General features: G+C 31.3%; 24 protein-coding genes. 16 read left to right on the plus strand and 8 right to left on the minus strand.

Translation table 11 applies throughout. From position 1 onward, the window contains the following. The first annotated feature begins 170 nt into the window (after positions 1-170). Entirely contained in the window at positions 171-449 is a 279-nt protein-coding gene (locus tag RCH19_RS13680; RefSeq protein WP_343023682.1) for a hypothetical protein, read from the plus strand. 226 nt (positions 450-675) lie between these two features. Here the strand turns inward: RCH19_RS13680 and RCH19_RS13685 are convergent, their stop codons facing one another. Then, complete coding sequence (locus tag RCH19_RS13685) at positions 676-1,305, minus strand: recombinase family protein (RefSeq protein WP_343023683.1); 630 nt, start codon at positions 1,303-1,305, stop codon at positions 676-678. 411 nt (positions 1,306-1,716) lie between these two features. Here RCH19_RS13685 and RCH19_RS13690 point away from each other — a divergent pair, with 411 nt between their 5' ends. Beyond that, positions 1,717-2,001, plus strand: a complete 285-nt coding sequence (locus RCH19_RS13690; protein WP_343023684.1) for a helix-turn-helix transcriptional regulator — start codon at positions 1,717-1,719, stop codon at positions 1,999-2,001. A 766-nt stretch (positions 2,002-2,767) separates the two neighbouring features. Here the strand turns inward: RCH19_RS13690 and RCH19_RS13695 are convergent. Beyond that, positions 2,768-3,184 carry a hypothetical protein gene (locus tag RCH19_RS13695; protein ID WP_343023685.1) on the minus strand — a complete coding sequence of 139 codons (417 nt, stop codon included), beginning with the start codon at positions 3,182-3,184 and terminating at the stop codon, positions 2,768-2,770. A 145-nt stretch (positions 3,185-3,329) separates the two neighbouring features. On the opposite strand from RCH19_RS13695, the gene RCH19_RS13700 reads away from it, so the two are divergent. From RCH19_RS13700 to RCH19_RS13710, 3 genes are all read left to right on the plus strand, one after another. Further along, positions 3,330-4,504 (plus strand): IS3 family transposase gene (locus tag RCH19_RS13700; RefSeq protein WP_343023686.1). Its coding sequence is split into 2 segments (ribosomal slippage): positions 3,330-3,597 and positions 3,597-4,504, totalling 1,176 coding nucleotides; the frame shifts between segments, so codons are not numbered across the junction. 71 nt (positions 4,505-4,575) lie between these two features. Then, positions 4,576-6,165 (plus strand): efflux RND transporter permease subunit, encoded by a 1,590-nt coding sequence (locus RCH19_RS13705; RefSeq protein WP_343023703.1) that lies wholly within the window; start codon positions 4,576-4,578, stop codon positions 6,163-6,165. Positions 6,166-6,264: 99 nt separating this feature from the next. Further along, positions 6,265-6,417 (plus strand): DUF1810 family protein, encoded by a 153-nt coding sequence (locus tag RCH19_RS13710; protein ID WP_343023687.1) that lies wholly within the window; start codon positions 6,265-6,267, stop codon positions 6,415-6,417. Between the two features lie 190 nt (positions 6,418-6,607). Here RCH19_RS13710 and RCH19_RS13715 read toward each other — a convergent pair whose 3' ends face one another. Both RCH19_RS13715 and RCH19_RS13720 read right to left on the minus strand, forming a co-directional pair. Next, the gene (locus RCH19_RS13715) at positions 6,608-7,876 is read right to left on the minus strand and encodes a type II toxin-antitoxin system HipA family toxin (RefSeq protein ID WP_343023688.1); all 1,269 of its coding nucleotides are present in this window, start codon (positions 7,874-7,876) and stop codon (positions 6,608-6,610) included. Positions 7,877-7,879: 3 nt separating this feature from the next. Next, positions 7,880-8,143: a helix-turn-helix transcriptional regulator gene (locus RCH19_RS13720; protein ID WP_121926320.1), complete on the minus strand. Its 264-nt coding sequence runs from the start codon at positions 8,141-8,143 to the stop codon at positions 7,880-7,882. Between the two features lie 759 nt (positions 8,144-8,902). Here RCH19_RS13720 and RCH19_RS13725 point away from each other — a divergent pair. From RCH19_RS13725 to RCH19_RS13770, 10 genes are all read left to right on the plus strand, one after another. After that, positions 8,903-10,243: a sigma-54 dependent transcriptional regulator gene (locus tag RCH19_RS13725; RefSeq protein WP_343023689.1), complete on the plus strand. Its 1,341-nt coding sequence runs from the start codon at positions 8,903-8,905 to the stop codon at positions 10,241-10,243. A gap of 161 nt (positions 10,244-10,404) precedes the next feature. After that, a complete protein-coding gene (locus RCH19_RS13730) occupies positions 10,405-10,686 on the plus strand; it encodes a hypothetical protein (RefSeq protein ID WP_343023690.1) in 282 nt (93 codons plus the stop codon). 144 nt (positions 10,687-10,830) lie between these two features. Next, entirely contained in the window at positions 10,831-11,190 is a 360-nt protein-coding gene (locus tag RCH19_RS13735) for a hypothetical protein (RefSeq protein WP_343023691.1), read from the plus strand. Positions 11,191-11,196: 6 nt separating this feature from the next. Next, positions 11,197-11,274, plus strand: a complete 78-nt coding sequence (gene kdpF, locus RCH19_RS13740; protein WP_072992107.1) for a K(+)-transporting ATPase subunit F — start codon at positions 11,197-11,199, stop codon at positions 11,272-11,274. A 35-nt stretch (positions 11,275-11,309) separates the two neighbouring features. Then, complete coding sequence (gene kdpA, locus RCH19_RS13745) at positions 11,310-12,998, plus strand: potassium-transporting ATPase subunit KdpA (RefSeq protein ID WP_343023692.1); 1,689 nt, start codon at positions 11,310-11,312, stop codon at positions 12,996-12,998. Between the two features lie 12 nt (positions 12,999-13,010). Then, entirely contained in the window at positions 13,011-15,020 is a 2,010-nt protein-coding gene (gene kdpB, locus RCH19_RS13750) for a potassium-transporting ATPase subunit KdpB (RefSeq protein ID WP_343023693.1), read from the plus strand. A 13-nt stretch (positions 15,021-15,033) separates the two neighbouring features. Next, a complete protein-coding gene (locus tag RCH19_RS13755) occupies positions 15,034-15,594 on the plus strand; it encodes a K(+)-transporting ATPase subunit C (protein WP_343023694.1) in 561 nt (186 codons plus the stop codon). 75 nt (positions 15,595-15,669) lie between these two features. Then, a complete protein-coding gene (locus tag RCH19_RS13760) occupies positions 15,670-16,755 on the plus strand; it encodes a porin (protein ID WP_343023695.1) in 1,086 nt (361 codons plus the stop codon). A gap of 148 nt (positions 16,756-16,903) precedes the next feature. Further along, positions 16,904-18,031 (plus strand): sensor protein KdpD, encoded by a 1,128-nt coding sequence (locus RCH19_RS13765; RefSeq protein WP_343023696.1) that lies wholly within the window; start codon positions 16,904-16,906, stop codon positions 18,029-18,031. A gap of 17 nt (positions 18,032-18,048) precedes the next feature. Next, positions 18,049-19,776, plus strand: a complete 1,728-nt coding sequence (locus tag RCH19_RS13770; protein WP_343023697.1) for a histidine kinase dimerization/phospho-acceptor domain-containing protein — start codon at positions 18,049-18,051, stop codon at positions 19,774-19,776. A gap of 552 nt (positions 19,777-20,328) precedes the next feature. Here RCH19_RS13770 and RCH19_RS13775 read toward each other — a convergent pair. Together RCH19_RS13775 and RCH19_RS13780 are read right to left on the minus strand one after the other, a co-directional pair. Beyond that, positions 20,329-20,817, minus strand: coding sequence for a hypothetical protein (locus tag RCH19_RS13775; protein ID WP_343023698.1), 489 nt, complete (start codon positions 20,815-20,817; stop codon positions 20,329-20,331). A gap of 63 nt (positions 20,818-20,880) precedes the next feature. Beyond that, positions 20,881-21,372, minus strand: a complete 492-nt coding sequence (locus tag RCH19_RS13780; RefSeq protein ID WP_343023699.1) for a hypothetical protein — start codon at positions 21,370-21,372, stop codon at positions 20,881-20,883. Between the two features lie 201 nt (positions 21,373-21,573). Here RCH19_RS13780 and RCH19_RS13785 point away from each other — a divergent pair, with 201 nt between their 5' ends. After that, positions 21,574-21,768: a YtxH domain-containing protein gene (locus tag RCH19_RS13785; protein WP_343023700.1), complete on the plus strand. Its 195-nt coding sequence runs from the start codon at positions 21,574-21,576 to the stop codon at positions 21,766-21,768. A 114-nt stretch (positions 21,769-21,882) separates the two neighbouring features. Here the strand turns inward: RCH19_RS13785 and RCH19_RS13790 are convergent, their stop codons facing one another. Together RCH19_RS13790 and RCH19_RS13795 are read right to left on the minus strand one after the other, a co-directional pair. Beyond that, a complete protein-coding gene (locus tag RCH19_RS13790; RefSeq protein ID WP_343023701.1) occupies positions 21,883-22,953 on the minus strand; it encodes a response regulator in 1,071 nt (356 codons plus the stop codon). A gap of 52 nt (positions 22,954-23,005) precedes the next feature. Continuing rightward, complete coding sequence (locus RCH19_RS13795) at positions 23,006-26,257, minus strand: PAS domain S-box protein (protein ID WP_343023702.1); 3,252 nt, start codon at positions 26,255-26,257, stop codon at positions 23,006-23,008. Positions 26,258-26,484 lie beyond the last annotated feature (227 nt).

Here is a 26,484-nt window from a genome sequence, read left to right on the forward strand (position 1 = left end):
CGTATTTTGTATGTCGAAACACAAATTTACGATTCATTTAAAGAAGCCATCTTTTTGGCTTCTTTTTTTATTTAATTATATCGGACAACAATGAAAAAAAATATTAATTTATTTTCGCTTACAACTAAACAAACTCTACTTATTACTCTATACATATCAAACCAATAGATATGAAGGATAAAATAAATGTAATAAACGATAACCTCAACGATATTATAGCTTTAATTATAGAGGAAAGACTTAAACAAGCTGTTGAAGAATTAGCTGCCATTGTACCAGTCCAAAAAGAATTTTACAGTATAGATGAGGCTTCTCACATACTATCAATATCAGTATACGGGCTAAAATCTAGAGAAAAAAGCAAAAAAATAAAATTGATACGTGACCAAAACAACATAATCGTTCATTATAAAGAATTAGATCGTTACAAAAAATTACTCTTAAAATAACAGATCAAATCTAAATCTCATTTACAAGAAATTTTCTTGATAAATATTTAAAACTCGATAAAATATTGATGTTAAATTAATATTGAAATACTTAAACAGTTTTTAGTACATTTTCATTTGATACAGTAGCAACTATAAAAAAAGGTAATAGAATTTTTAAAATCTATTACCTTGTTTTAGTTTACTCTTTTTTTAAGTTATCGTCTCGTAATAATCTCAAAATTGGCTATATCATCTTCCTACTTACCATTACCTTTTTAACCTTGATTATGGTAGCTGACGACGCTCCCGTTATCTCATTAATTTCTCTAACAGTTAACCCCTTAAATAACTTTTTTTGAACAGTTAAATGTCTTTGAAGAAGTTTGTCATCGGATTGGATACTTCCAAATTTCCGCCCAGTGAATTTACCTAAAGGCTTTCCAATAGAAATACCTTCAGCAGTTCTAATCTTAATTCTTTTACGCTCCATTTCTCCAATACTAGCCATCACACTTATTACTAGCTTTGCCAGTGGATTTTCATCACCGTTATCTAATAAGGTAGTGAAACCTTCTTTTAGTGATTTTAAATTGATAGCATTTTTATTAAATGTCTCGATCGTATGTAAGATGTCCAGTAAATTTCTACCTAAACGGTCAATTGAATCAACAACAACAACAGTACATCTTTCTGCATTGGTTGTTATTTCGTCGAACATTTTATTTGCTTCTGGTCTTTCAAAAAATGGAACGTTACCTTGAATTTTTTCTATAAACACTTTTTTTCCATCATAGCCATCGTGAGATTTAAAATTTTCTAACTGCCGACTGGAATTTTGTTGAATAATAGAGATTCTGGAATAAAAGTATATCATATTGGTAATTTTTAAGTGATTCTTGTTTTACAATTAGACTTGGAAATATTTTAAAACATTTGAATGGGATCACATGACTTTACGAATTTTAAGTTGATTCATTTTATGATTATAGTCTAAATATGAAACGTGAAGTTAATGAACTGAATTCATATCATTAGATGTGAATGAGATTATCAATTATGACATCAAAAAAAAATATTCGAACACCTTTACAACTTCACCATCATTGTCAACGAATTCGATTTGCACAATTATTATTTTAGCGATTCCCATAAAAATAAAGTAAAACTTGATTAATTCATTGTAAAGTAAAGCATACTTTTACTTAAAAACAAATGATACTTTATTTATTTTTAAATAAATAAAGTATCATTTGTTTTTAAATTATATTTGTAAAAAAAACAAATCATGGAAATTTTAAGACTTAAAGAATTAATGACACTGAAAGGAATCAGCCGTGAAGAATTAGCTAATAAAGTTAGCGTCTCAGTGACCACCATAAGTAACATTAATTCGGAAAAGAATCTACCTACAATACATTTGTTATTGCAAATAGCTGAAGCTCTTGATGTAGATATAAGAGAAATGTTTGTCTCAACAAAAAGAAATATTGTAACTCAAAGTGAGGTAGATAAAACTATAGTATTATTAGAGGAAAGCCTTAAGATTTTAGAAGGAAGGAATGTTGACTAAAAATAAAGTTGTACCAATGGACTGAGATTTAAATAATTATAAACATTTGTTCATAGTAGCAGACTTAACACAAAGAAAAAATATTTTATTTTAAATAAAAGTAAAGATAAACTTAACACAATGCAGTACGCTTTTGTATATTACTGTATATTAATCAGGCAATTAAATTCTAAAATTGATGTTGTAAACCGAAAAACTATATTGTGAAATTATTCAAAGTCAAAATTTCTAACTTTTAATCTTTAATAAAAATTATTAAAGTAGAACAAAGGTGATCAAAATTGCGTAGATCGCAATGGGAAGTAGAATACAAATCCAAACTGAGGATATTATATAAGTACTCCCATAGCGATTGAAATACTTTAAAAACCTTTCCGATTTTTTAAATAGCATGTTAGAGTAACGATTAAAATCGTTACAACCAAAACTAAATCCTAAGCAAAAGATTAAAAATGAAAATTTAAAGTAATTGAAATCAAAAATAATATCTAAAAGCCAAAGCCATGAGAAAGGAATAAGAAAATAATAAACAATTATATTAATTTCATTATATGTTAATCCAGTTATGCGACTAATTGTTAAAAGTAACTTAACAATTATTTTAAAAATAAAACTATTCATAAACTATTATAAAAATTATTGATTTCTTATCCTTTACAGAACAACCCTTTTCTCTTCTAATAATTTTAGAAATAATAAAATTCCAAAAATTTAGTTGTAGATTAAAATAAAGAAATTTAAACAGTAGCAATGTTTTTAGATCTATTTAGAAAGGAACTTCATCTTCAGAAATGTGATTTTTACTCTGTGGCAAAATATTACAATGGATATATTCTCCTAAATTACTATATGGATCAAAATTATTACATTCAATTAGATCAACAATCTTGAAATTCTTAGATTTAATTATTAAAGAATAAAAATTCTTATATGTTTCATCTATGAAAATAAATCCATTACATCCTTTTTCACAGTTATTACAAGTAATTGATTTGGATGAAAGATTATAAATTTTTTCCTTTTTATAGCTCTCAAAAAGTTCTCGTACATGAATTAGAAATTCATTCTTAGAGATTTCACTAAATTTTTTATCATCTTCTAATAAATTATTCAAACCAACTAAATCAAAATTTGAAAAACAATTTGAAAAAGCTTCATTGATGATTTTAACATTTTTCATCATAATAAATCTACTAGTTTTTTATAAAAGTCAACTCGCAAGCCTTACATAGCCTCTTTTCCTGAATATATTCATTCATATCATACCAACCGTGGACATGCTAACTTAGCCATCACATAAAGTTAAGAAATAATCTTAATTTTAGCCTATGAAAGAAGTCCGCAAAATTTATGACAAAGCTTTTAAAGAAAAAGCCGTTCAATTGAGTTATGAGAGAATAAATGTATCAGAACTCGCCAGAGAGTTAGGAGTTACAGCACCACAGTTGTATAAATGGCGTAAAGAGTACGAGGAGTTTGGAGAAGGAAGTTTTCCTGGGAAAGGAAATTTAAAACTCACTCCCGAGCAAGAAAAAATCCACGAATTGGAGAAAAGACTCAAAGATGCCGAGTTAGAACGTGATATATTAAAAAAAGCAATCGGCATTTTTTCCATGAGCGGTCGATGATTTATAGTTTCATTAAAAACAATGAACAAGTATTCCCGATTGAAAAAATGTGCAAAGTTCTACAAGTGAGTAGTGGAAGTTATTACCGATGGAAAAAACAATCAATTACCGCAAGACGACAGCTGAAAATTATTATAAAAGAACAGATAACATTGATTTATTTTGCAGCGAAACAAAGATATGGAAGTCCTAGAATAACATTGGAATTACAGCATTTAGGTTATAAAGTTTCACGAATTACAGTTGCAAAATATATGAAAGAACTTGGCTTGCGAAGTAAATTAAGCAAAAAGTTCAAAGTTACAACCAACTCAAATCATAATTATTTAGTTGTCGAAAATGTATTAAATAGAGAGTTTATTGTAAAAATGCCTTCAAAAGTTTGGGTTTCGGATATTACTTATATCCAAACTAAAGAGGGGTTTGTATACCTGACCACTATTATGGATTTATACGACAGAAAAATTATTGGTTGGAGTTTAAGTGACGCAATGAATACAGAAGAAACTACGCTTGGAGCTTGGAAAATGGCGGTTAAAAACCGAGATGTCGATGAAGGTTTGATTTTTCATTCTGACAGAGGTGTCCAATATGCCAGTAAAAAGTTTGTAAATGTTCTTGATTCCTATAAAAAAATAACCCGCAGTATGAGTCGTAAAGGAAATTACTGGGATAATGCTGTGGCGGAAAGCTTCTTCAAATCTTTGAAAACGGAATTGATTTATGGGAACAAACTGATTTCTAAAGAACAAATGAAACTGGAGATCTTTGAATACATTGAAATTTGGTACAATAGAAAAAGGAGACACTCTGCTTTGAATTATGCAACTATTGAAGAATTTAACAATCAAATTAATTACAAAAATGTAGCTTAACTTATACTGCAGGTTTTATTTGCATATCCAGTTTTAAATTACCTAAGAAAGGACATAATAAACCCGAAGATATTAGCGTCAAAAAATTAAGTTGGTTAACCTGGTTTTTCAATAAACCTATATATTCAATGGCAATTGTGGTGGTGTTCCTTCTTACCGCATGGTTTAGTTTTACCAAATTAGAAACTGGATTCTTACCAGAATTGGATGAAGGCACAATAGTTTTAGATTATTTTATGCCACCAGGTACTTCTATTACAGAAGTGGATCGAGTTTTAAAAGAAGTAGAAAAAACAATCATTTCTAATTCAAATATTGAAACCTATAGTCGTAGAACCGGTATCCGAATGTCATTTAGTACAGTTCCACAAAACTTTGGTGACTATTCTATTCAATTGAAAAAAAATACAGATAAAAATACTAACGAAGTTATTAATGATTTAAGAACTAAAATAAGTCAATCGCAGCCCGTTTTACATATATCCTTTGGGCAACGTATTGCTGATTTGCTTGGAGATTTGATGAGTACTCCACAACCTATTGAAGTTAAATTTTACGGTGATAATTATACTTCTTTACAGCAGATCGCTAAACAAGCTGAAAACATAATTGGGAAAGTAAAAGGTATCGCAGATATTGATAATGGGTTAAGAGTTGCAGGTCCTTCTTTAGTATTTTTACCAAAACAAGATATATTAAGTTTTTATAAAATTTCTGCATTAGATTTTCAAAATCAATTGTCAAGCTATACTACTCGTGTAACTCTAGGTATGAATGCTAATCAACCAACACCATCACCCGCTCAAGCTGCAATGACAGCAGGTGTGCAAGTTGGGCAAATTCAAGATGGAGAACAAATGCGAAAAATTAATATGCGCTTTGCTAATTTTAAAACTACAAATCTAGAAAAATTAAAACGTCAACTTATTTTTCTACCAGACGGATCAACAAGACCACTCTCTTTTTTTTGTGATGTGAAAATTATTGGTGGAGAAATTGAACAACTTAGAGAAAATTTAAAATCAACTGTTGTATTAACTGCCAGATTAGATAATCGAGATCTTGGAAGTGCAATTTCAGAAATAAAGCAGAAGTTAAATTCAAATTTAACACTCCCCAAAGGGTACACAATCGATTATGGTGGTGCATATTCTGAGCAACAACAGTCTTTTAAAGAACTATTAATGATCTTAATATTAGCCTCGTTGTTAGTTTTTGGCGTTTTTATGTTTTTGTTTAAAGAATGGCTACTCTCTTTGCTATTATTATTTACTTCCGTAATGGGGATTTGTGGTTGTATAATAGCTTTATACCTAACAAATACTCCGTTGAATGTTAGTAGTTATACCGGTATTATTATGATTGTTGGTATTTTAGCAGAAAATGCCATTTTTACCGTCAGCCAATATCGTTTTAATATGCTTCAATCTAGTAACGTAGACCAATCCATAAATTATGCTATTGCTTTACGTTTACGACCAAAACTAATGACGGCTATTGGTGCTATTTTAGCATTAATGCCTTTGGCATTAGGTATTGGATTAGGAGCTCAAATGCAACAACCTTTAGCAATAGCAGTCATAGGCGGGTTTGTCGTTGGTTTACCAATGCTATTACTAGTTTTCCCTTCTTTAATGAGATTAATTTACAACAAAAGATAATCAACAACTTCGGGGGCGCTGCCCCCGAAGTTGTTGACTTAAATTCACTAATTTCATTCTTTTAATTTGTGGATTTATGATAAAACCGCGCTATAAATCATGGCTAAACCTGATGACAAAAAACTAAAATCATGCATGACATTATTTAGTCTTTTGAAAAATACTAATCCTATCTTTCAAGAAGTTTTAGACAACTCTTTCAATGGAACTTCAGACAGCAAAACAATACAAATACTTAAAAATCAACAGTAATTCCCATAAAAATTATTGAATTAAATTAGTAGTTTGTTACACCTTTGTAAAATTTCGCTCCTCTCAATGATCTTATTGAACTAAACAATATGTAGTTGCTCGAATGGATAGATTTTAAGCATAATTTTATTATCAAATAAGATGAATCAGTACTTAATTTTAATTTTCTAAACCAAGTCTTTCATAAAATCTAGGCAATTAAAGTAACAAAATCTTTACCTATCAATATTAAAACTTCCTCTGGAATTTCAAATTCCTTTGCAATTTGCTCCCATTGCAAAATAACCTTTTGTACTTCCTTAACGATTTTAATAGGATTTTTAATAGCCATACTCTCAGCTATTGGCAATACATCTTCAATTGTTATATTGATACGTTTTCCATTTATTGATAAAGCCCTTGGAGTATTTAAGAATTTATGCAACGCATCTATAGGATATGTTACATCATAGGCAGGAGCTAGATTCCAAATATCTTTCCCTCTGTCATACACATAACTGTGATTCTTTAAATGATCATCTGTATTAGCAAACACAATATTAAAAATCATTCTGCGGTATAATTCCCTGATATCTTTATGAGGAACTTTCAAATCAAATGCAAGCTCAAATAATTTTTCATATGATGAATCTTCCGGTCTGCTGTAATCCCATCCCGTAAGTCCTGAAGCAGTCAATACATGCTGTTTTTCACCATGCTGTCTGTCATAACGAAGTGTAGCAAAATGCTTTTCATCAATAAGCTTGCAGTCCATCATCTCAATTCCTGCTAATTTAGCCAGCAAATGATAGACATATTCTACTTTTTCTCTATTGTATCCTTCAGTCCCATTTATAAACAATTTTACAAGATAATGATTATAGTCCTGGGAATATTCGATATCACCTGGGATTATAACATGTGTCTGCTTATGTTCTGAGACCAATATTTTGGGTCTCGCACCACCTGCAGACGTCCCAATCTTGAAAATATTTAAAAGTGCCAAATCACTTAGTTTTTCTGCAGAAGTATCTTTCTTTATGTCAAGTACTTTTTGTAAAATCTCAACTATTTCATCAAAATTCACATTTTCGGTTTTTGGAATATGCGCAATAGGTCTGTATTCCAAGGCTCCCATACCACGGTTCGCGACATAACTAAGCTGTTCTAATGGGCTAATTTTATCAAAGGACATCGACTTAGCTTCAAACCATTCCTTAAAAATTATATTTCCAAACATGTCAGGAAGCGAATCGGCAATCATAGGTGGAAGTCCACGAAAGGTATTACCATTAAATTGAGTAAATATTTGGGGTAACTTATTTCTTTTAAAAATATAAGGAAACATTCTGGTGTATTGTCCAGAATCTAAAAAAGCTGGGTTATATTGGAAAAAGCTTCTCTTTTCATCTGCATTATAACCTAGTTTACCTATTTCAACACCAAAGGCAAAAACATCTATGAGTCCGTTAGCTGCCATAATCTAATATAAAGAATTAATATTATTACTAGAAATATCTGTATCAATAATTTTATAAACATTGTCCAGCATATCAAAATGATTTACTACCTTTAATAGAGTATCAAGAGTAACGTTCTTTCCCTCTTCTAATTTTCTTATTGTAAGTCGTGACATATCTAAAACTTGTGCTAATTCATACTGAGACAATCCAAACAGAAGTCTTTTCTGTTTACACCAATCACCTATTTTAAGTTTTACATCTTTAATATTAATTGAACCTAACATATTATATCTATTTTAATATACAAATATAGTAAAAATAGAGTAAAAAGTATACTTTAATATACTTATATTTATTAATTGCTAAAGATTATTAGTCTCGTATTTTTTTTTTAATTTATCATACAAATACCTTACATATGGGATTTGGCACAAGTGACTCCTTCAAATTTTATTACGAATACAATTACGAACTAACATCGATGACAAAGAAAACTTCAAGAAAATGTTTAACTTAAAATTTATCACTCGGAAATTGATTTCTAACTATTGTAGAACAGTATAATTTTTCAATACCTCTTTCTCTAATTCATAAAAACACCTCTTCCCTATCCAAATTATGACATGGAATGTCTAAAAAAATTGGCATAAATTTACTTAAAACTAGAAACAGATTTATACTTACTGTAAAGGATTCCACATCGCTAATTTCTTCAAATCTTGCATAAAATGGTTTGTAAATTGTGCAGTAAGGGTCACAAAATAAAAAGCTCAATTCAATACGAATTGAGCTTTTTTTGTACGTATTACTTCGTAATTAACATACTTAACTTTATTTATTAACACTGGTTTGTATATTTATTGAAGTTACCTTGACTGGACTAAAACCAGATTATCACAAAAAAATGTGGAGTAGCAATATTTTAATGTATCATTAAATCCAAAATCACTTCAGCGTAAATAATTGATTTTTATTATAATTTGATTATACATAATCCATCAAAAAATAATATCTAATTTTACAAAAATTAAAATGTAATCGAATTGAGAAATATTCTAATAATCGACGATGAAGAAAAGTTAAGAGGTCTTCTTGCTCGAATTGTAAAGTCAGAAGGTTTTGTAGTATTGGAAGCAGCAGATTTAAAATCTGGATTCAAGAAATTGGAACAAAATGAAATTGATGTTGTCCTTTGTGACGTAAAACTCCCTGATGGCAACGGCGTTGAATTTCTGGAGAAAATTAAAGCTAGTTTTCCCTTAACAGAAGTGATTTTGTTAACCGCCTACGGTAAAATCTCCGATGGTGTGCAAGCCATGAAAAATGGTGCTTTTGATTACATTGTAAAGGGTGATGATAATGATAAGATAATTCCACTTTTATACAAAGCAATTGAGAAGGTTACTCTTCAGCAAAAAATTAAACAGCTAGAAAAACGAATTTCAAAAAAGTATTCTTTTGACGCAATTATTGGAAAATCAAAAGGGTTGGAACAAGTTATCGAGTTGTCCAAAAAAGTGGCAAATACGGATTCTACAGTACTTTTAACTGGAGAAACCGGAACCGGTAAGGAAGTTTTTGCGCAAGCGATTCATGAGAACAGCAATAGAGTAGGAAAATCATTTGTGGCCTTAAATTGTAGCACCTTTAGTAAAGAACTTTTAGAAAGTGAATTGTTTGGTCATAAACAAGGTTCATTTACTGGCGCTATAAAAGATAAAAAAGGTTTTATAGAAGAAGCCAATGGCGGAACCTTATTTCTAGATGAAATTGGCGAAATGCCAATTGATTTACAAGCTAAATTACTTCGTGTTCTAGAAACGAGCGAATACATACCTGTTGGTGACTCTACACCTAAAAAATCAAATTTCCGTTTGATAGCTGCTACTAACAGAAATTTAAAAACAGAAAGTGACGAAAAACGCTTTCGTCAAGATTTATATTTTAGATTAAATATTTTTGAGATTACTATTCCACCTTTACGAGAACGAATCAAAGATATTGAACCATTGACTCATTATTTCGTAAGTCAGTTTGCTGAAAAAATGAATCGACAAAAATTACAAATTGACAAAGATTTTTTGCAAAAATTAGAAGTCTATCAATGGCCTGGAAACATTAGAGAATTAAAAAATGTAATTGAGCGTTCCGTAATTTTATGCAATGGAACAGTTTTAACCACCGATTTGCTTCCTTACGAAATGCAGCAAGAACACAGTAAAAATGTTAAAAGCTTATCGGCATTTTCTATGCAAAGTGTCGAAAAACTACACATCCAGAAATTATTAAATTACACTAAAGGAAATAAAGCCGAAGCAGCGCGTTTACTCGAAATTGGTATTGCCACCTTATATCGAAAATTAGAAGAATATAACATTCAATAAAAACCTATCATTTCAATAAAAGCCTATCATTATGATAGGCTTTTTTTATGTCTTTTTTTTAAAGGAACTAGTTAAAACCAACATTAGTAACACTTTACGAAAATCGATATTTATTGGAACATGTTTTGGCATGAGTGAGGAGAACATAAAAATTCATTCTCATGAAAAATCAAGTCCTATCGATTTACAAACAAGCAGAACGCTTCGCCGAAATCACTAAAAAAGCGATTAGTGCTGGAAATATTGCTAGAGCTAAAAAATGTCTAGCGCATGCTGAGCGCCTATATACTAGCGGAAGCAACGAAACTAAAAGCGTCATATCAAATGTTTACGTTTTTTCGGTTTCTTCTTTTATGGAACTGCGTCACTGCAGCATTTCTATTCTTTTTCCTCAAAATTTAAAACTCGAATATAACCGACAAATTAACTCTGCAGGAGTTTAGCGCTCTACCATTTCGAAATAATACAATATCTAATTTCAACAATATAAACTTGCTAATTATGTTAACTATTATCCTTTTTGCTCTCGGTTTATTATGCTTTTGGCTGCTTTACCTCTCTATTAATTATTTTGACAACATCTAAAAATGAAAACAAAAATCTACGATGCAATTCAGCAATGGATACCGGATTCAAAAACTTGGACTGATTTTCCATCCACAAGTGATGAGACAATTAATCAATATGCACTTTTAAAACGTGTTGCAAGATTTTGTATTGAGAAAATGGATTCAGCATATGAAGATGAAGCTGAATCAGTAAAAGAAATTATTAGAGTGATTAACATGCTTTACGAAAGTGGGAATCACTACACTCGAAATGCGATTGAAAATGAATTCTTTACTGAATTAAGCACTCAAGAAAATCCTGTCAGTTTAAAGAAGCATTTGGACTTCCTTTCAAAAGATTCGAAACAAGGCTATTTAAGAACATTATTAGAAAATTAAAAAATTATGACCGCATTATTTATTATAGCAATTGCAGTTTTTATCTACATCTGTTATGTACTATTAAAACCTGAAAAATTTTAGGAACCAAAGAATTATTTAACCCTTAAAACTAAAAAATGAATACAGAAATATTAGGAATTATAGCGATGTTCTTGCTCACCTTAGCACTCGCTATTCCGTTAGGAAAATATATTTCCAAGGTTTACGGACTGGAGAAAACTTGGCTGGATTTTATATTTAATCCACTTGAAAAGTTATTTTTCAAATTAAGCGGCGTAAATCCAGCCGAAGAAATGAACTGGAAGCAACACATGAAAGCGTTACTAACCATAAACTTAATATGGTTTGTCTTAGGAATGATTATTCTAATGACTATGGGAAGTTTACCCCTGAATCCGGATGGAAATCCAAGTATGTCCGCTGATTTAGCTTTTAACACCGTTATTTCATTCGTAGTCAATTGCAACTTGCAACATTATTCAGGCGAAACTGGAATAAGCTATTTAGGACAATTTTATTTGATGTTCTTGCAATTTGTAAGTGCAGCAACAGGAATGGCAGCTGCAGTAGTGGTCTTTAGAGCTTTTAGAGATAAAACCACAACTGAACTAGGGAATTTTTACACCTATTTCATGAAGTCTTGTACTCGCATATTGTTACCACTTTCTTTTGTTGTAGCAGCTCTTTTGGCTTTCCAAGGAACACCAATGACATTTGAAGGAAAAGACAGTATTACTTCTTTACAAGGTGATGTACAAGAGGTTTCTCGCGGACCAGCAGCAGGATTTGTTGCCATCAAACACATTGGAACAAATGGTGGAGGTTTTTTTGGTACAAACGGAGCTCATCCCCTTGAAAATCCAACTTACTTCTCTAATATGTTAGAAATGTGGGCACAAATGATTATTCCTTTTGCAATGATATTTGCTTTTGGGTATTTCATTAAAAGAACAAAGTTCTCTTGGATGATCTTTGGTGTAATGACCATTGGATTCTTGGCTTTAGCCATTCCTAATATTATAGGAGAAATGCAAGGAAACCCAATGATTGAGAAAATGGGAATTGACACTTCACTTGGTGCCATGGAAGGTAAAGAAACAAGAATTGGCGCGGCAGCTACTGGTTATTGGAGTATTGCTACTACGGTAATATCAACAGGATCTGTCAATTCTATGCACGACAGTACAATGCCACTTTCTGGAATGAATGAATTGCTTGCCATGATGATTAATAGTTTTTATGGTGGAGTTGGAGTTGGAATTTTAAACTTTTTTGTTTTTATCATTTTGGCTGTTTTCATCAGTGGATTAATGGTAGGAAGGACACCCGAATTCTTTGGTAAAAAAGTGGAAGCTCGGGAAATGAAAATAGCGATGATTATCGCATTAATGCACCCATTCTTGATTTTAGTAGGAACTGCATTAACAGCAGCAATGCCTGAATTTGGAACAGCAACTTTAAATAATCCTGGATTTCACGGTTTGAGTGAAATGCTTTACGAGTTTACTTCTGCATCAGCAAATAACGGTAGTGGATTTGAAGGTTTAGGAGACAATACAGTTTGGTGGAACGTTTCTACTGGAATTGTTTTAATTCTAGCACGTTTTTTACCCTTAATCGGACCCGTAGCCATTGCTGGACTGTTAGCACAGAAAAAATACATACCTGAAAGCGACGGAACTTTAAGAAGTGATACAGGAACTTTTGGTGTAGTAACATTGACTGTAATAGTGATTATTGCTGCATTAGCCTTTTTCCCTGTATTAGCCTTAGGACCGATAGCTGAATATTTTACCATTTACTAAAAAGAATTTAAAATGAATAAAGATCAATCCTTATTTCAAAAAGACATCATGCAACAAGCATTGGTTAAATCTTTTGTGAAATTGAATCCGAAACTTATGTTTCGAAATCCTGTGATGTTTACGGTAGAAATCGGAACATTTGTTATGCTCGTTGTTTCTATTTGGACATTAACAGGCGAAACTTCACAAGGTAGTTTTGGATATAATTTTGTAGTATTCCTAGTCTTATTATTGACGTTGTTGTTTGCCAATTTTGCAGAAGCCATTGCCGAAGCAAGAGGAAAAGCACAAGCCGATAGTTTAAGAAAAACAAGAGAAGAAACTCCTGCAACTTTAAAAAGCGGTGAAAAAATATCATCCTCTCAACTCAAAAAAGGCGATTTATTTGTGTGCGAAGCCGGCGATATTATTCCAACTGATGGAGAAATCGTTGAAGGTTTAGCTACAATTGATGAAAGTGCTATTACAGGTGAATCGGCTCCCGTAATTCGAGAATCCGGTGGAGATAAAAGTTCGGTTACCGGTGGAACAAAAGTATTGTCAGACCGAATTGTCGTAGAAGTAACAAACGAACCAGGCGAAAGTTTTTTAGATAAAATGATTGCTTTGGTAGAAGGAGCTTCACGCCAAAAAACACCAAATGAAATCGCTTTGACTATTTTACTTGCTGGATTTACCTTAGTATTTATTATTGTTTGTGTGACTTTAAAACCATTAGCAGATTATTCGAATGTTAATATTACAATAGCTTCTTTTATTGCCCTATTTGTTTGTTTGATACCAACAACCATTGGAGGACTCTTATCAGCAATTGGAATTGCAGGAATGGACCGTGCTTTGAGAGCGAATGTTATCACGAAAAGTGGTAGAGCGGTTGAAACTGCTGGAGATATTGACGTATTGCTTTTAGATAAAACGGGAACAATTACGATTGGTAACCGAAAAGCGACTCACTTCTACCCTGCTCCCGGAATTTTAGAAGAGCAATTGATTAAAGCGGCATTTTTAAGTTCAATTTCTGATGAAACACCAGAAGGAAAATCAATTGTTGAATTGTCAAAAATAGATCCTTTAACTTTTCAAAATAGTAACGCACAATTTATCGAGTTTACAGCAGAAACGAGAAGTTCAGGAATCAATTTTGACACTACTCGCATTAGAAAAGGAGCTACAGATGCTATTAAAAATATGGTAACAAATGCTGGAAATCCTTTTCCTACAGCACTTTTGGATCAAGTAAAAGTAATTGCTGAAAACGGAGGAACTCCTTTAGTAGTTTCTGAAAATGAAGTGGTTCTTGGAGTAATCGAATTACAAGATATCATCAAAACAGGGATGTTCGAACGATTTGAACGCCTTCGCAAAATGGGAATTAAAACGGTAATGGTTACAGGTGATAATCCTTTGACTGCCAAATTTATTGCTGAAAAAGCAGGTGTTGATGACTTTATTGCCGAAGCTAAACCTGAAGATAAAATGAATTACATCAAGCAAGAGCAAATGGCGGGTCGTTTGGTGGCTATGATGGGAGATGGTACCAATGACGCTCCTGCCCTTGCCCAAGCTGATGTTGGTGTCGCTATGAATAGCGGAACCCAAGCAGCAAAAGAAGCAGGAAATATGGTCGATTTAGATAATGATCCAACAAAATTAATAGAGATTGTTGAAATTGGAAAACAGTTATTAATGACGCGCGGAACGCTTACCACTTTTAGTATTGCCAATGATGTTGCTAAATATTTTGCCATCATTCCAGCGTTGTTTATTACGGCAATTCCTGCGCTTCAAGGATTAAACATAATGCATTTACACAGTCCTGAAAGTGCAATACTTTCAGCAGTGATTTTCAACGCTATCATTATACCATTTTTAATTCCATTGGCTCTAAAAGGAGTCAGTTACAAACCAATTGGTGCTAGTGCTTTATTGAGAAGAAATTTATTGCTGTTTGGTGTTGGTGGAATCATCGTTCCCTTCATCGGAATCAAACTGATTGACATTGTAGTTGCATTATTTATTTAAAAAAATAGAAACCATGAAAAATAATTTAATAAAAGGAATTAGAATGACCGTATTGCTAGTGGTGCTATTCACCGTAATTTATCCACTATCGGTATGGGCAGTTGCTCAATTAGCGCCTACTAACGGAAAAGGTGAAATCGTGTCTTATAAACAAACAAAAGGATACGCTAACATTGGTCAAAGTTTTACAAAAGACGAATACTTCTGGGGACGACCTTCAGCCGTAGATTATAATGCTGCAGGATCAGGAGCAAGTAATAAAGGAGCTTCAAATGAGGAATATCTAGCCGTAGTGCAAGGTCGAATTGATACTTTCTTACTTAAAAACCCAAGTGTTAAAAAATCGGAAATTCCAGTTGATTTAGTAACAGCCAGTGCAAGCGGATTAGATCCGAATATTTCAGTTGCAAGCGCTAAAATACAAATTGCAAGAATTCAGAAAGCAAGAAATATAGATCCTGAAAAATTAAACACATTAATTGACGCCAACACCGAACAACCTTTATTAGGGATTTTTGGACCAGCAAAAATTAATGTTCTAAAACTAAATATTGCTCTAGACCAACTAAAATAAAACCGTAATCAGAGCTGGGGAGGTTGTGTCACACCTCCCCTATTATTTTAAAAAAATCAACTTAATAAATACAAAATGAATACAAAAATAAGTCTAGCTGCTTTAACTTTATGTTTTTCAGGAGTAGCTTTTGCACAAGAAGAAAAATCTGAAAATCCATTGAAAATCAGTGGATATGCTGAAACCTATTTACAATATGATGCTAATAATCCCGACAATAATTCGCGTCCAGGGTTTATTTACAGTCACAACCGTAACAATGAGGTAAGTTTGAACCTTGGATTTGTAAAAGCAAATTACGAAACTGAAAAGGTACGTGCGAACGTAGCTATTGCAGCGGGTTCCTATATGAATGCCAATTATGCAGCAGAACCCGGAGTTTTGAAAAATGTTTACGAAGCCAATGTAGGATTTAAAGTGGCCAAGAACCAAAATTTATGGATTACAGCAGGGATTTTACCTTCGCATATTGGATATGAAAGTGCTGTTGGAGCAGATTGCTTTATATTAACTAGAAGTATTATGGCTGAAAATTCTCCTTATTTTGAGGCTGGAGCCAAAATTACGTACATTTCGCCAAGTGGACAATGGGAATTAACAGGATTGTATCTTAACGGATGGCAACGAATTCAGCGTGTCGATGGTAATACAACACCGAGTTTTGGTCATCAAATTGTGTACAGACCTTCATCCAAATTTTCAATAAACAGTAGCTCATTTATAGGAAATGATAAAGCGGATAATGTACGTCAAAAACGTTATTTCCATGATTTTTATGCTGCTTATGATTTAACCAGTAAAGTAAAAATTTTAGCAGGATTTGATATCGGTTGGGAGCAAGCCGCACCTCAAAGTGATGATTATAACAAATGGTACGGAGCTTCTGTAATGGCACAATTGATAGCAACTGATAAATTAAATTTTGCTGTTCGAGGCGAATATTATCAAGATAAAAAAGGTGTAATGATTGCGACAGGAATTCCAAATGGTTTTGAAACTTATGGTCTTTCTTTGAATGCTGATTATAAAATATATCCAAATTTACTTTGGAGAACTGAAATTAAAAATTACACTAGTGAAGATGCCGTTTTTGCTAAAAACACAGCTGAAGTATCAGATACTAGTTTTTCAATAATTACTGCTTTAGCTATCAAATTTTAAATTAAAAGTTTTGCCGCGAAGGCGCAAAGACTCAAAATTTTCTTTTCTAAAAAGTAATGAAAAGATTATTTTTCAAGAAGAATTTAAATTTTGTTACAAAAAACTCTTAGTGACTTTCTGCCTTAGTGGCAAAAATAATTTAGCCTAAATGGACAACCAAAAAGAAAATAATGTCAAGCACTTTCTAGATTTAATTCAGAAATCTCGCAAAGGAAAGTTTAAAATCTACATTGGGATGAGTGCTGGTGTGGGAAAAACATACCGTATGCTTCAAGAAGCCCACACCTTATTAAAGAATGGCATTGACGTTAAAATAGGATATATTGAAACGCATAATCGCAAAGAAACGCACGAATTATTAGCTGGTCTGCCTGTTATTCCGCGCCGTACTATTTTCTATAAAGGGAAGCAACTGGAAGAAATGGACGTTCAAGCAATCATTAACTTACGTCCGGAAGTAGTGATTGTCGATGAGCTAGCACATACGAATATAGAAGGAAGCAAAAATGAAAAACGCTGGCAAGATGTTTTAGAGATTCTAGAATCTGGAATAAATGTAATTTCCGCAGTAAATATTCAGCATATAGAAAGTTTAAATCAAGACGTAAAGCGAATTACCAATATTGATGTGCAAGAGAGAATACCAGATCATGTATTGCGAATGGCAGATGAAGTGGTGAACATCGATTTGACTTCAGAGGATTTGATTGCAAGATTAAAAGAAGGTAAAATTTATACGGCTGATAAAATACCAACTGCATTAAATAACTTTTTCAAATCAGATCAAATTTTACAGTTACGCGAATTAGCCTTAAAAGAAGTAGTGAATCAAGTGGGACGCAAAGTTGAAAGTGAAGTTCCTAAAAATCTAGCATTAAAACCTCAAAAAATAGTCGCTTGCATTAGTAGTAATGATAAAATGGCTAAAATTGTGATTCGGAAAACGGCTCGATTGGCAAGTTATTACAATTGCAAATGGTATGTTTTGTATGTAGAAACGCCAAAAGAAAGTTCCAATAAAATAGCCTTAGATAAACAGCGCCATTTAATCAATAATTTCAAATTAGCTTCGCAATTAAATGCTGAGGTAATCAAAGTAGAAAACAATAGTATTACCGATGCAATATTAGAAATTGTCGAACAGAAAAATATCACGACCGTTTGTATTGGGAAACCACATTTAAATTTATTTAAAGTAATTTTATCGACCACAATCTTTAATAAATTACTGAATAATCTATCTTCATCAAATATCGACTTAGTAATTTTGTCCTAACTTTTAATTGCAGCATTATGAAAATAAAAACCAAATTGAATCTGGGCGTCGGATTGTTGTTCTTAATGATTATTATCCTATCATTGATAAGTGCTTATTCTGTTTTTTTGATCAAAATAGACACTCAAAATATTCTGAAAGCGAATTATAATACTTTAGAATATTCTCGTAATATGTTGCTTTCATTAGAAAAAATTACTGCAGATAAAAATATAGATTTTTCTATTTTCGAAAAAAATCTTAAAAACCAGATGAAAAACGCAACTGAAATTGGTGAAAGAAATGCCAACATCAATCTGGAAAAAAAGTTTACTGAGCTTAAAAACGATTTCGGAAATGAAACCATAAAAAATCAAATTCGGCAAGATATTTTTGAGATTATGAAATTGAATATGAATGCCATTAAGCAAAAAAGCGATGTGGCTACTCATACTGCTGAAACGGCCAACTTATGGATTGCTATTATAGGAACGTTATGTTTCTTGATTGCTTTTAACTTATTAGTAAATTTACCCAATAATATTGCCAATCCTATTAGAGAACTTACAGATAGTATCAAGGAAATTGCTAATAAAAATTACTCACAACGAGTAAATTTCATGAATCATAATGAATTTGGAGATTTAGCAAAATCATTCAATTCAATGGCGGAGAAATTACAAGAATACAGTAGCAGTAACTTACACAAATTATCATTTGAGAAAAAACGATTAGAAACCTTGATCAATAATATGCACGATCCAATTATTGGATTGGACAATACAGGAACAATACTATTTGTAAATAATGAAGCTTTGAAAATTATCGGACTAAAGTCCGAAGAAGTTGTTGGAGAATTAGCTACTACTCTTGCATTGAAGAACGATTTAATGAAATCATTGATCGTAAGTACGCTTCAAAACGACAAGCAAAAAGCAGAACCTATGAAAATATTTGCAGATAATATCGAAAGTTATTTCGAGAAGGAAATTGTGAATATTACCATTAAACCAACGGGTGAAGATCAAACAATTGATATTGGCGATGTAATCATTCTAAGAAATATTACTGTTTTTAAAGAATTAGATTTCGCAAAAACCAATTTTATAGCCACGGTTTCTCACGAATTAAAAACGCCTATTTCTTCTATAAAAATGAGTTTACAAATTCTTGAAAAAGAAGATACTGGAAAGATGAATGAGGATCAAAAACAACTAATTACCAGTATCAGAGAAGATAGCGAAAGATTGCTGAAAATTACCGGAGAATTATTGGATTTATCCCAAGTAGAAACGGGAAACATACATCTAACCATAGAAAACAACAATCCATACGAAATAGTAAACTATGCCATAGCAGCTGTAAAAGTAAAAGCCGACCAAAAAGCTATAAATATAATAATCGATGCCGAGGAAAGCTTACCTTTTGTAAAGGCAGATAACGATAAAACAGCTTGGGTCCTCATTAACTTTTTAACAAATGCCATCACTTACTCCTCTGAAAATAGTAAAATAATTATTAAAGTAAAAAAAGAGAATAGCACAATACTTTTTGAAGTTATTGACAGAGGTAAAGGTATTGATGATCACTATAAGAAAAGAGTTTTTGATAAATATTTCCAGATTCCAGGAAGTCATAAACTAGGAACTGGTTTAGGCTTAGCTATTAGCAAAGAATTTATTGAAGCACAAAATGGTATAATTGGAGTGCAAAGTGAGCTTGGCTTAGGAAGTAGTTTTAGTATCCGATTAAATGCAGTTTGTTAATCAAATTATGAAATTTATCAGTAAAAATATTATTTAAATGTTGATCTATAATTTAAAAAATCGACTAAAATTTTGCCCTTATTTTGTTTAAAAACTGAAATATTTAGTTCAATTATTTTTATAGCGATCAAATTTCTCTCTCCAACTAAAAAACATCTTTTCCATAGCAATCTCATAATGTGCATTGTCTAAAAAAACTGGTGAAAATTTACTTTAGATAGAGGTAGGTTTTTACTTTTTATAATGGTTTATACAGAGCTAATTTCTTTAGATCTTGTATAAAATGGTCTATAAATTGTGTAGTCAAGGTCACAAAAGCCCAACAGATGTTGGGGTTTTTTAATGCTTAAAACTGAAATAGCTATTGAAATCCGCTAATATTGAATTTTGCTTTTTAAATTTATATCATCCACACACTTATCAAATTACAGAATTTTTAAAGACATATATATTATTATTTTTAGCGTAAAATCAATTAATAATATTTAATTATCTTTTATTAGAAATTAAAAAAAAAATTAATACGTTAGTTAATGACTATAAAATGTTATTTTATTCTTGTTTAGGAAGCTTCATCTCATTAACATATAAATCTACCCTATTCCACTCTGAGTTATCTATGGCAGTTGTATCAATATCAGTAGTCCATTGCATAAAAGGAGCTATGTTATAAATCTCAATAACTCTTTTTTTGTATCCAAATGCAAATTTATCTGCACGCAACTGCAAATCAATTGACTTATTGTTGTTTGTGACATTTCTGTATAGTTGAGTTTGAGTTTTCCAGTCACCACCCCATGTAAAGAATGCTTTTAAGAAACACAACGCTCCTACAACAATAAAAGTTAGAAGTATAGATTTATTATCTTTTAATTTGTTAAAGAGATGCCCAAAAATTACAGCAAAACTTGAAGCAGCAAAGAACAGAAAGAAAAAGTGAACTCTGTAATCTGTTAAATGGAATGCGGTATAACGGTTGAGCAAAATAATCACTGCCGAAATTATAAAAATGCTATACAAGCTAATATGAAATTTATTCATCTGATAAAATTGTTTTACTTTAAATCGTTTTAAAAAAATTATTTTGATTTTTTGGGCTTTAGTTCATTGTTCAATATCTTCCAAAATGATTTTGTATTTTTCTAAATCGTTTCTTTCTCCTCGGAATAGAATTAAATATTTCTGCGCTTTTAATGCATTGATTAATTCTAGTGCTTGAGCTTCTGTAGCTCCCATTCCTCTGATTATTGCATAAGGACCAACCAACAAAGAACCTAAAATTTTACCATTAATTTCGTTCATAAATGCAGATGCCAAAGTACCTACAATAAATGTTGATCCTAATTCAGGGTTGTAAAAAACACCTAATTTAGGATGGTTTCTTAATAAAATATTCCAATATTCCTGAAGTAAATAATGGTTTTTTAGGTCTCCATTATTTTGCTCAGCACAAATTTTAAAAACAGTTCCCATAACTGTTATCTTAAAATCTATCGGTCTTCGCTCTTCAATCAGCTTGACTGCCTTTTCAAGTTGTGAAAGATTTTCATACGCGCTAAAATAAATTTTTTTTGGTTCTACGTTTAGGATGTTCATACTATTACATTAACAGAATTATTTTGTGCAACACGTCAAATGTAAGAGCAGATCATTTTTACTGAAATGACCTGGGTCAATAGCATTAATGATTCATTATATTTTACTGCAATGAAAAAATTTCTTGTACATGACCTTCGTCATTTAAATTGTAATTCTTAAAGTTTAGGTTTGCTAGATACAAGAATTTAAAAAAAAATTATGAAAAACAGTAAATCTGGAATGTTATTCGCTTTATTGGCAGGAGCTACAATTGGAGCTGGTTTAGGAATTCTTTACGCACCTAAAAAAGGAAAAAAAATAAGAAAAAAAATCAAGAATTCTTTTAAAGATAGCAAGGATCTTGTGACTGACGCTATAAAAGATGCAAAAGAAGCAGTGCACAAAATAATATAATTGAAGATTATTTAATTAGATTATGGGGTGCAATTCATTAGCATCCCATATCTACATAAAATTTTATCTCCTACTTGTTAATTGCTACTACTAAATTTGAAAGTTTTATGTTTTTTAACCAAACAGTACAATGTCTTCTAAAACTTTTTTTTCTTTGATATATATTTTTCGCGAAGCGTCAAATGTAATTATACCTTCATCTTTAAACTGAGTTAACATTCTAATTGCTGTCTCAGTTGCAGTCCCCAATAATCCAGCAAAATCTTCTCTTGAAATTGCAATTCCTTCTGCTTCACCGTGTGTTAAAATCCTTGTTTTTGATATTTCTAATAATGTTTTAGCTACCCTTTTACGCACTGTTGAAAAGGCAATGTCCACAAAATGATTCTGCATTTCAATAAGATCATTTGAAATCAGTTTAATAAATTTCATCGCTACATCTCTATTGCCCTTAATAATAGTTTGAAAGTCAAGTTTTGATATTTTAAATAATTTTGCTTCTTCTATAACCATTGCTGAATCAACGTAATTTCCTGCTTCAGATAGTAATGATAATTGACCTATAAAACTTCCAGAAGTGTGTAATCCTGTTACTAGCTCTTTTCCTTTTTCAGTGGTTTTAAACGTTTTTACAACGCCACTTTCAATAAAGTATAACGCATTAGTAGAATTTCCCTCCTCATAAACAAGTTTCTTTTTTTTGAATACCACTTTTGAATATTCAGTATTTAAATAATCAATATTCAAAAACGTAGCCGCTTCCTCAATAAAATTACCAATCTCTTCTGCAGTTTTAGAAAATTCTTTTTGTAAAAAATCATGTTTTTTTAATCGACTTTCTAATGCGCCTATTAGTTCGATTTCAGAAAAGGGCTTAGTTAAGTAATCATCCGCACCTAAATTCATGCCTTTACGCATTTCATCCTTTTCGGTCAGGGCAGTTAAAAATATAAATGGAATTGTTGCTGTTTCATTATTATCATTTAAAGCTTTTAACACTGCGTACCCGTCTATAATTGGCATCATTATGTCACAAAGAATCAAATCAGGAAGAACTTTTTTGGCTAATTGTATCCCTATTTTTCCATTTTCAGCGGTAATAACTTCGTAATTTGAAAACTCTAAGATAGCTGCAGTATTTTCCCTTACATCTTCATTATCTTCTATTATCAATATTTTTTTCATTGTATAATTATTTATAGTAGGGGTTTATAAACTATTTTTAAATTTTTTATTATTAAGTATTTGGAAATTCTATTAAAAAGCTTGCTCCTTTATTTATTTCAGTTTTGAATGATATAGCTCCGCCCATTAATGTAACATATTGTTTAACTATATGTAGTCCCAAGCCCGTACCCTCAATGTTTAAAGCGTTATTAGCTCTAAAAAATCGAGAAAAAACATGTATTTGTTCTGTTTTAGGAATACCTATTCCAGTATCAGAAACTTCTATAGTAAAACTATGCTGCAGTTGCGTCACTTTTAAACTAATTTCAGAGCCCACTGCAGAATATTTAGCTGCATTAGAAAGAAGATTGTTTAAAATATGTGATAGTAATTTTTGATCAAGAAATACATCCATTTTATGATCTGGGACATTTAATTTAAAAGACTGCTCTTCCTTAAGTCCAATGAGAGTTTCTTGTAAAAAATCTTTAGAAAATGAAACCAAATCGAATTGCTGCGGTACTGATACTAATTCGCCCTCGTCTAACTTGCTAAGGGATAAGAAATCATTTAAAATAGCTATCAAATGATTTACATTTTTTTCAATTTGAAGAACATATTTTTCTCTCTTTAACTTGTCCTCAAATTGATTTTGCTTCATAATTAAAATAGCTGAAGTTAGAATAGCACTTAAGGGTGTTCTAAATTCATGCGAAGCCATCGATATAAAACGAGACTTCAAACTGTTTAACTCACGTTCTTCTGTAAGTGATTTTTTGATATTGAACTCAGCTTCTTTTTGTAAAGTAATATCACTGTAAACGTGTAATGAATTGTAGATTTGATTATTGTCATCAATAAGTGGCAACGTATTTACTACAAAATATCGGTCTTTAAATTTAACTTCAAATGACAGTCGCTCGCCTCTTTGCGTTCTAATAACGTTATCTTTCATTAATATTTGCGGAGCATCAATGGAATTAGGGATTTTACCAATAATACCACCTTCATAAAATATTTTTTCTAGAGCGAGTTGCTTTAATCCTTCTCCCTCTAAAAATATTATTTTTAGATCTTGATCTATTACAGCTACAAAACCATCAGGGAAATTTTTTGCAATTTCGGATGCAATTCCCCTACTCGTCCTTGCTAATTTTTCTGAATTTTGGGCCAGTAGTACCTGCTCTTCTAATATAAAATTAGTTTCTACTAACTTCTGCACTGTCGCCATTACCTCTTGTGTGCGCTCTTGAACTAAAACTTCAAGTTCATGAGCATATTTTTCCAGTTCGATTTTATTTCTGTGCAGTATAACTTCCGTTTTTCCTTTTTCTATTGGAATACTAATTAAATCAGCCATATTACCTATAATTTCTTTTTCAGTATCTGAAAGCGTTTTGGACTCTCCACTAAAAATAGCTATCACACCTAATATTTGTTTTGAAGATGATCTAATAGGAAAAGACCAAAATGTTTTTACATCATTATTAAAAGCAAGTTCTTTGTAATACTTTAGAACACGTCCATCGTTGAAATTTTCGATAACTCTACTTTCCTTAAAAAATGAAATCATCTGAGCAAAATCTGCATTTGAATCAGATAGTACTTTCTTTAAATTTAAAAGAGATTCAACTTTTGGCGCAATTACTATATTAAATTTTTCTTGTTCACAATCAAAAAGCAGTACAGAAACTAGAACATTTTTAATATGATCTTTAATAGTATTCGATACTGAATCAGCAATAATTTCTAGCGGTTTATCCTTAGCCATTAATTCTAAAATGTGCTGTGTCTGGTCTTTTAGCTTTTCAGCCTTTACCTTATTAGTAACATCACTTTGAATACCTACAAAATGAGTTACCACTTGCTGATCATTGAATATTGGGGTGATTGTAACATTATTCCAGAATAAAGTTCCATCTTTTTTATAATTTCGAAGGGTAACATTACACGCTTCTCCATTGGCAATGGAATTATGCATTATATCAATTGACTTTTGATCTCGATCATCATTTTGAAGAAACTGACAATTTTTACCGATAACTTCTTCATTTGAATAACCTGTCATTTTTTCGAAAGCGCAATTAGAATAAATAATAGGTATTTCAGGATTAATTGCATCAGATATAACAATGCTGTTTATGGCCGATGCCAATGCATTATTTCTTATACGTAACATATCGTCAGTCAATTTCTTCTGCGTCACATCTCTGATAATTGTTAGAAGACTGTGGTCGTTCATTAAAACGACTCTTGCTTCATGGTATAAAATTTTATTTTTAACTGGAAAAGAATATTCTGCTAGTTGCATCGTTCCGGTTTCAATTACCTTATCGTGAGATTTTTTCACTATCCTATACACCGATTCCGGTAATGCTTCCTCCATAGTTAATCCCAAAAACCTTTCCGGTGGCATAAAAGATATTTCAGGACTGTTTGCATACCAGTCTAAATACCTTCCTTCACGATCTTGAATTAAAATTGTATCAGGAATGGCTTCCAACAGCGCCTTAGTCTTTGCCTCACTTTTATGTAAATCAAACATTGAAACTTTTAACGCAGTTATATCAGAAATAAATCCTTCTAAAAACTTGACTTCATAATTTTCGTTATAAATGGCTTCTCCTTTTTCCAACACATATCTAATTTCTCCATTCTTATTATAAATTCTATATTCTACGTCATATTGTGTTCTGTTTTTTATTGCCTCTTTCTTTTTATTCCATACTTCATTTCGATCCTGCTCTAAAATTAATTTTGCAAAATCAACAGTACCATTTATAAACGAAGTAAAATGATAACCCGTAATTTTCATACAGCCTTCGCTAATAAAATCCATATCAAGATTTTGATTGTTTTTACATCTAAAAATAATTCCCTTTAAATTGCTGATCAATGAATGAAACTTTCGTTTGCTATCTTTTAGCTTTTTATTTGTTTGCTTAATTAAAATTGCATCGTCTGCATGTTGAGTAGCATCAAGTGCAAAAATCATGGTAACTTTTTTACCATTTACTGAAGTAGGGTTTAATCCAATGCTGACATTAATTTTTCGGCCATTTTTTTTTACCCCGTACACATCGCTTTCTTTAAAGGGAATAAATTTTCCAGCTATAAAATCAAGATAACGATCCTTAAGTTTTACTGGAATAAGAATTTCAATATTTTTATTTAATAATTCTTTGGAATTGTATCCAAATAGAGAGCAACAAGCATCATTTGCTAAAATTATCTTTCCCTCTGTATCTACTACTATAATACCTCCCATTGATGATTCAAAAATATGCTGAAACATCTGCTTTTCTTCAATTATATCTTTCATTGAATTCTCCTTTTGAAAAAGGAAGGTAACGTAAATTACATATATAAGTATACTAATTTAAAATAGATGTAAGAAAATTTGAATTAAAACATATTTCGCATTAAGATTCAAAAAATTTATTCAAGACATTAGTGTTTTGACCCCTATAAAACAAGAGTATTATTCTAAATTTCGATTTTTAATTACGCTGTTAATTTTTTCATCATTATTAAGTGTTTATCAGAGTT

It is taken from the genome of Flavobacterium sp. PL12 (assembly GCF_039123485.1).
Classification (GTDB): Bacteria; Bacteroidota; Bacteroidia; order Flavobacteriales; family Flavobacteriaceae; genus Flavobacterium; species Flavobacterium weaverense.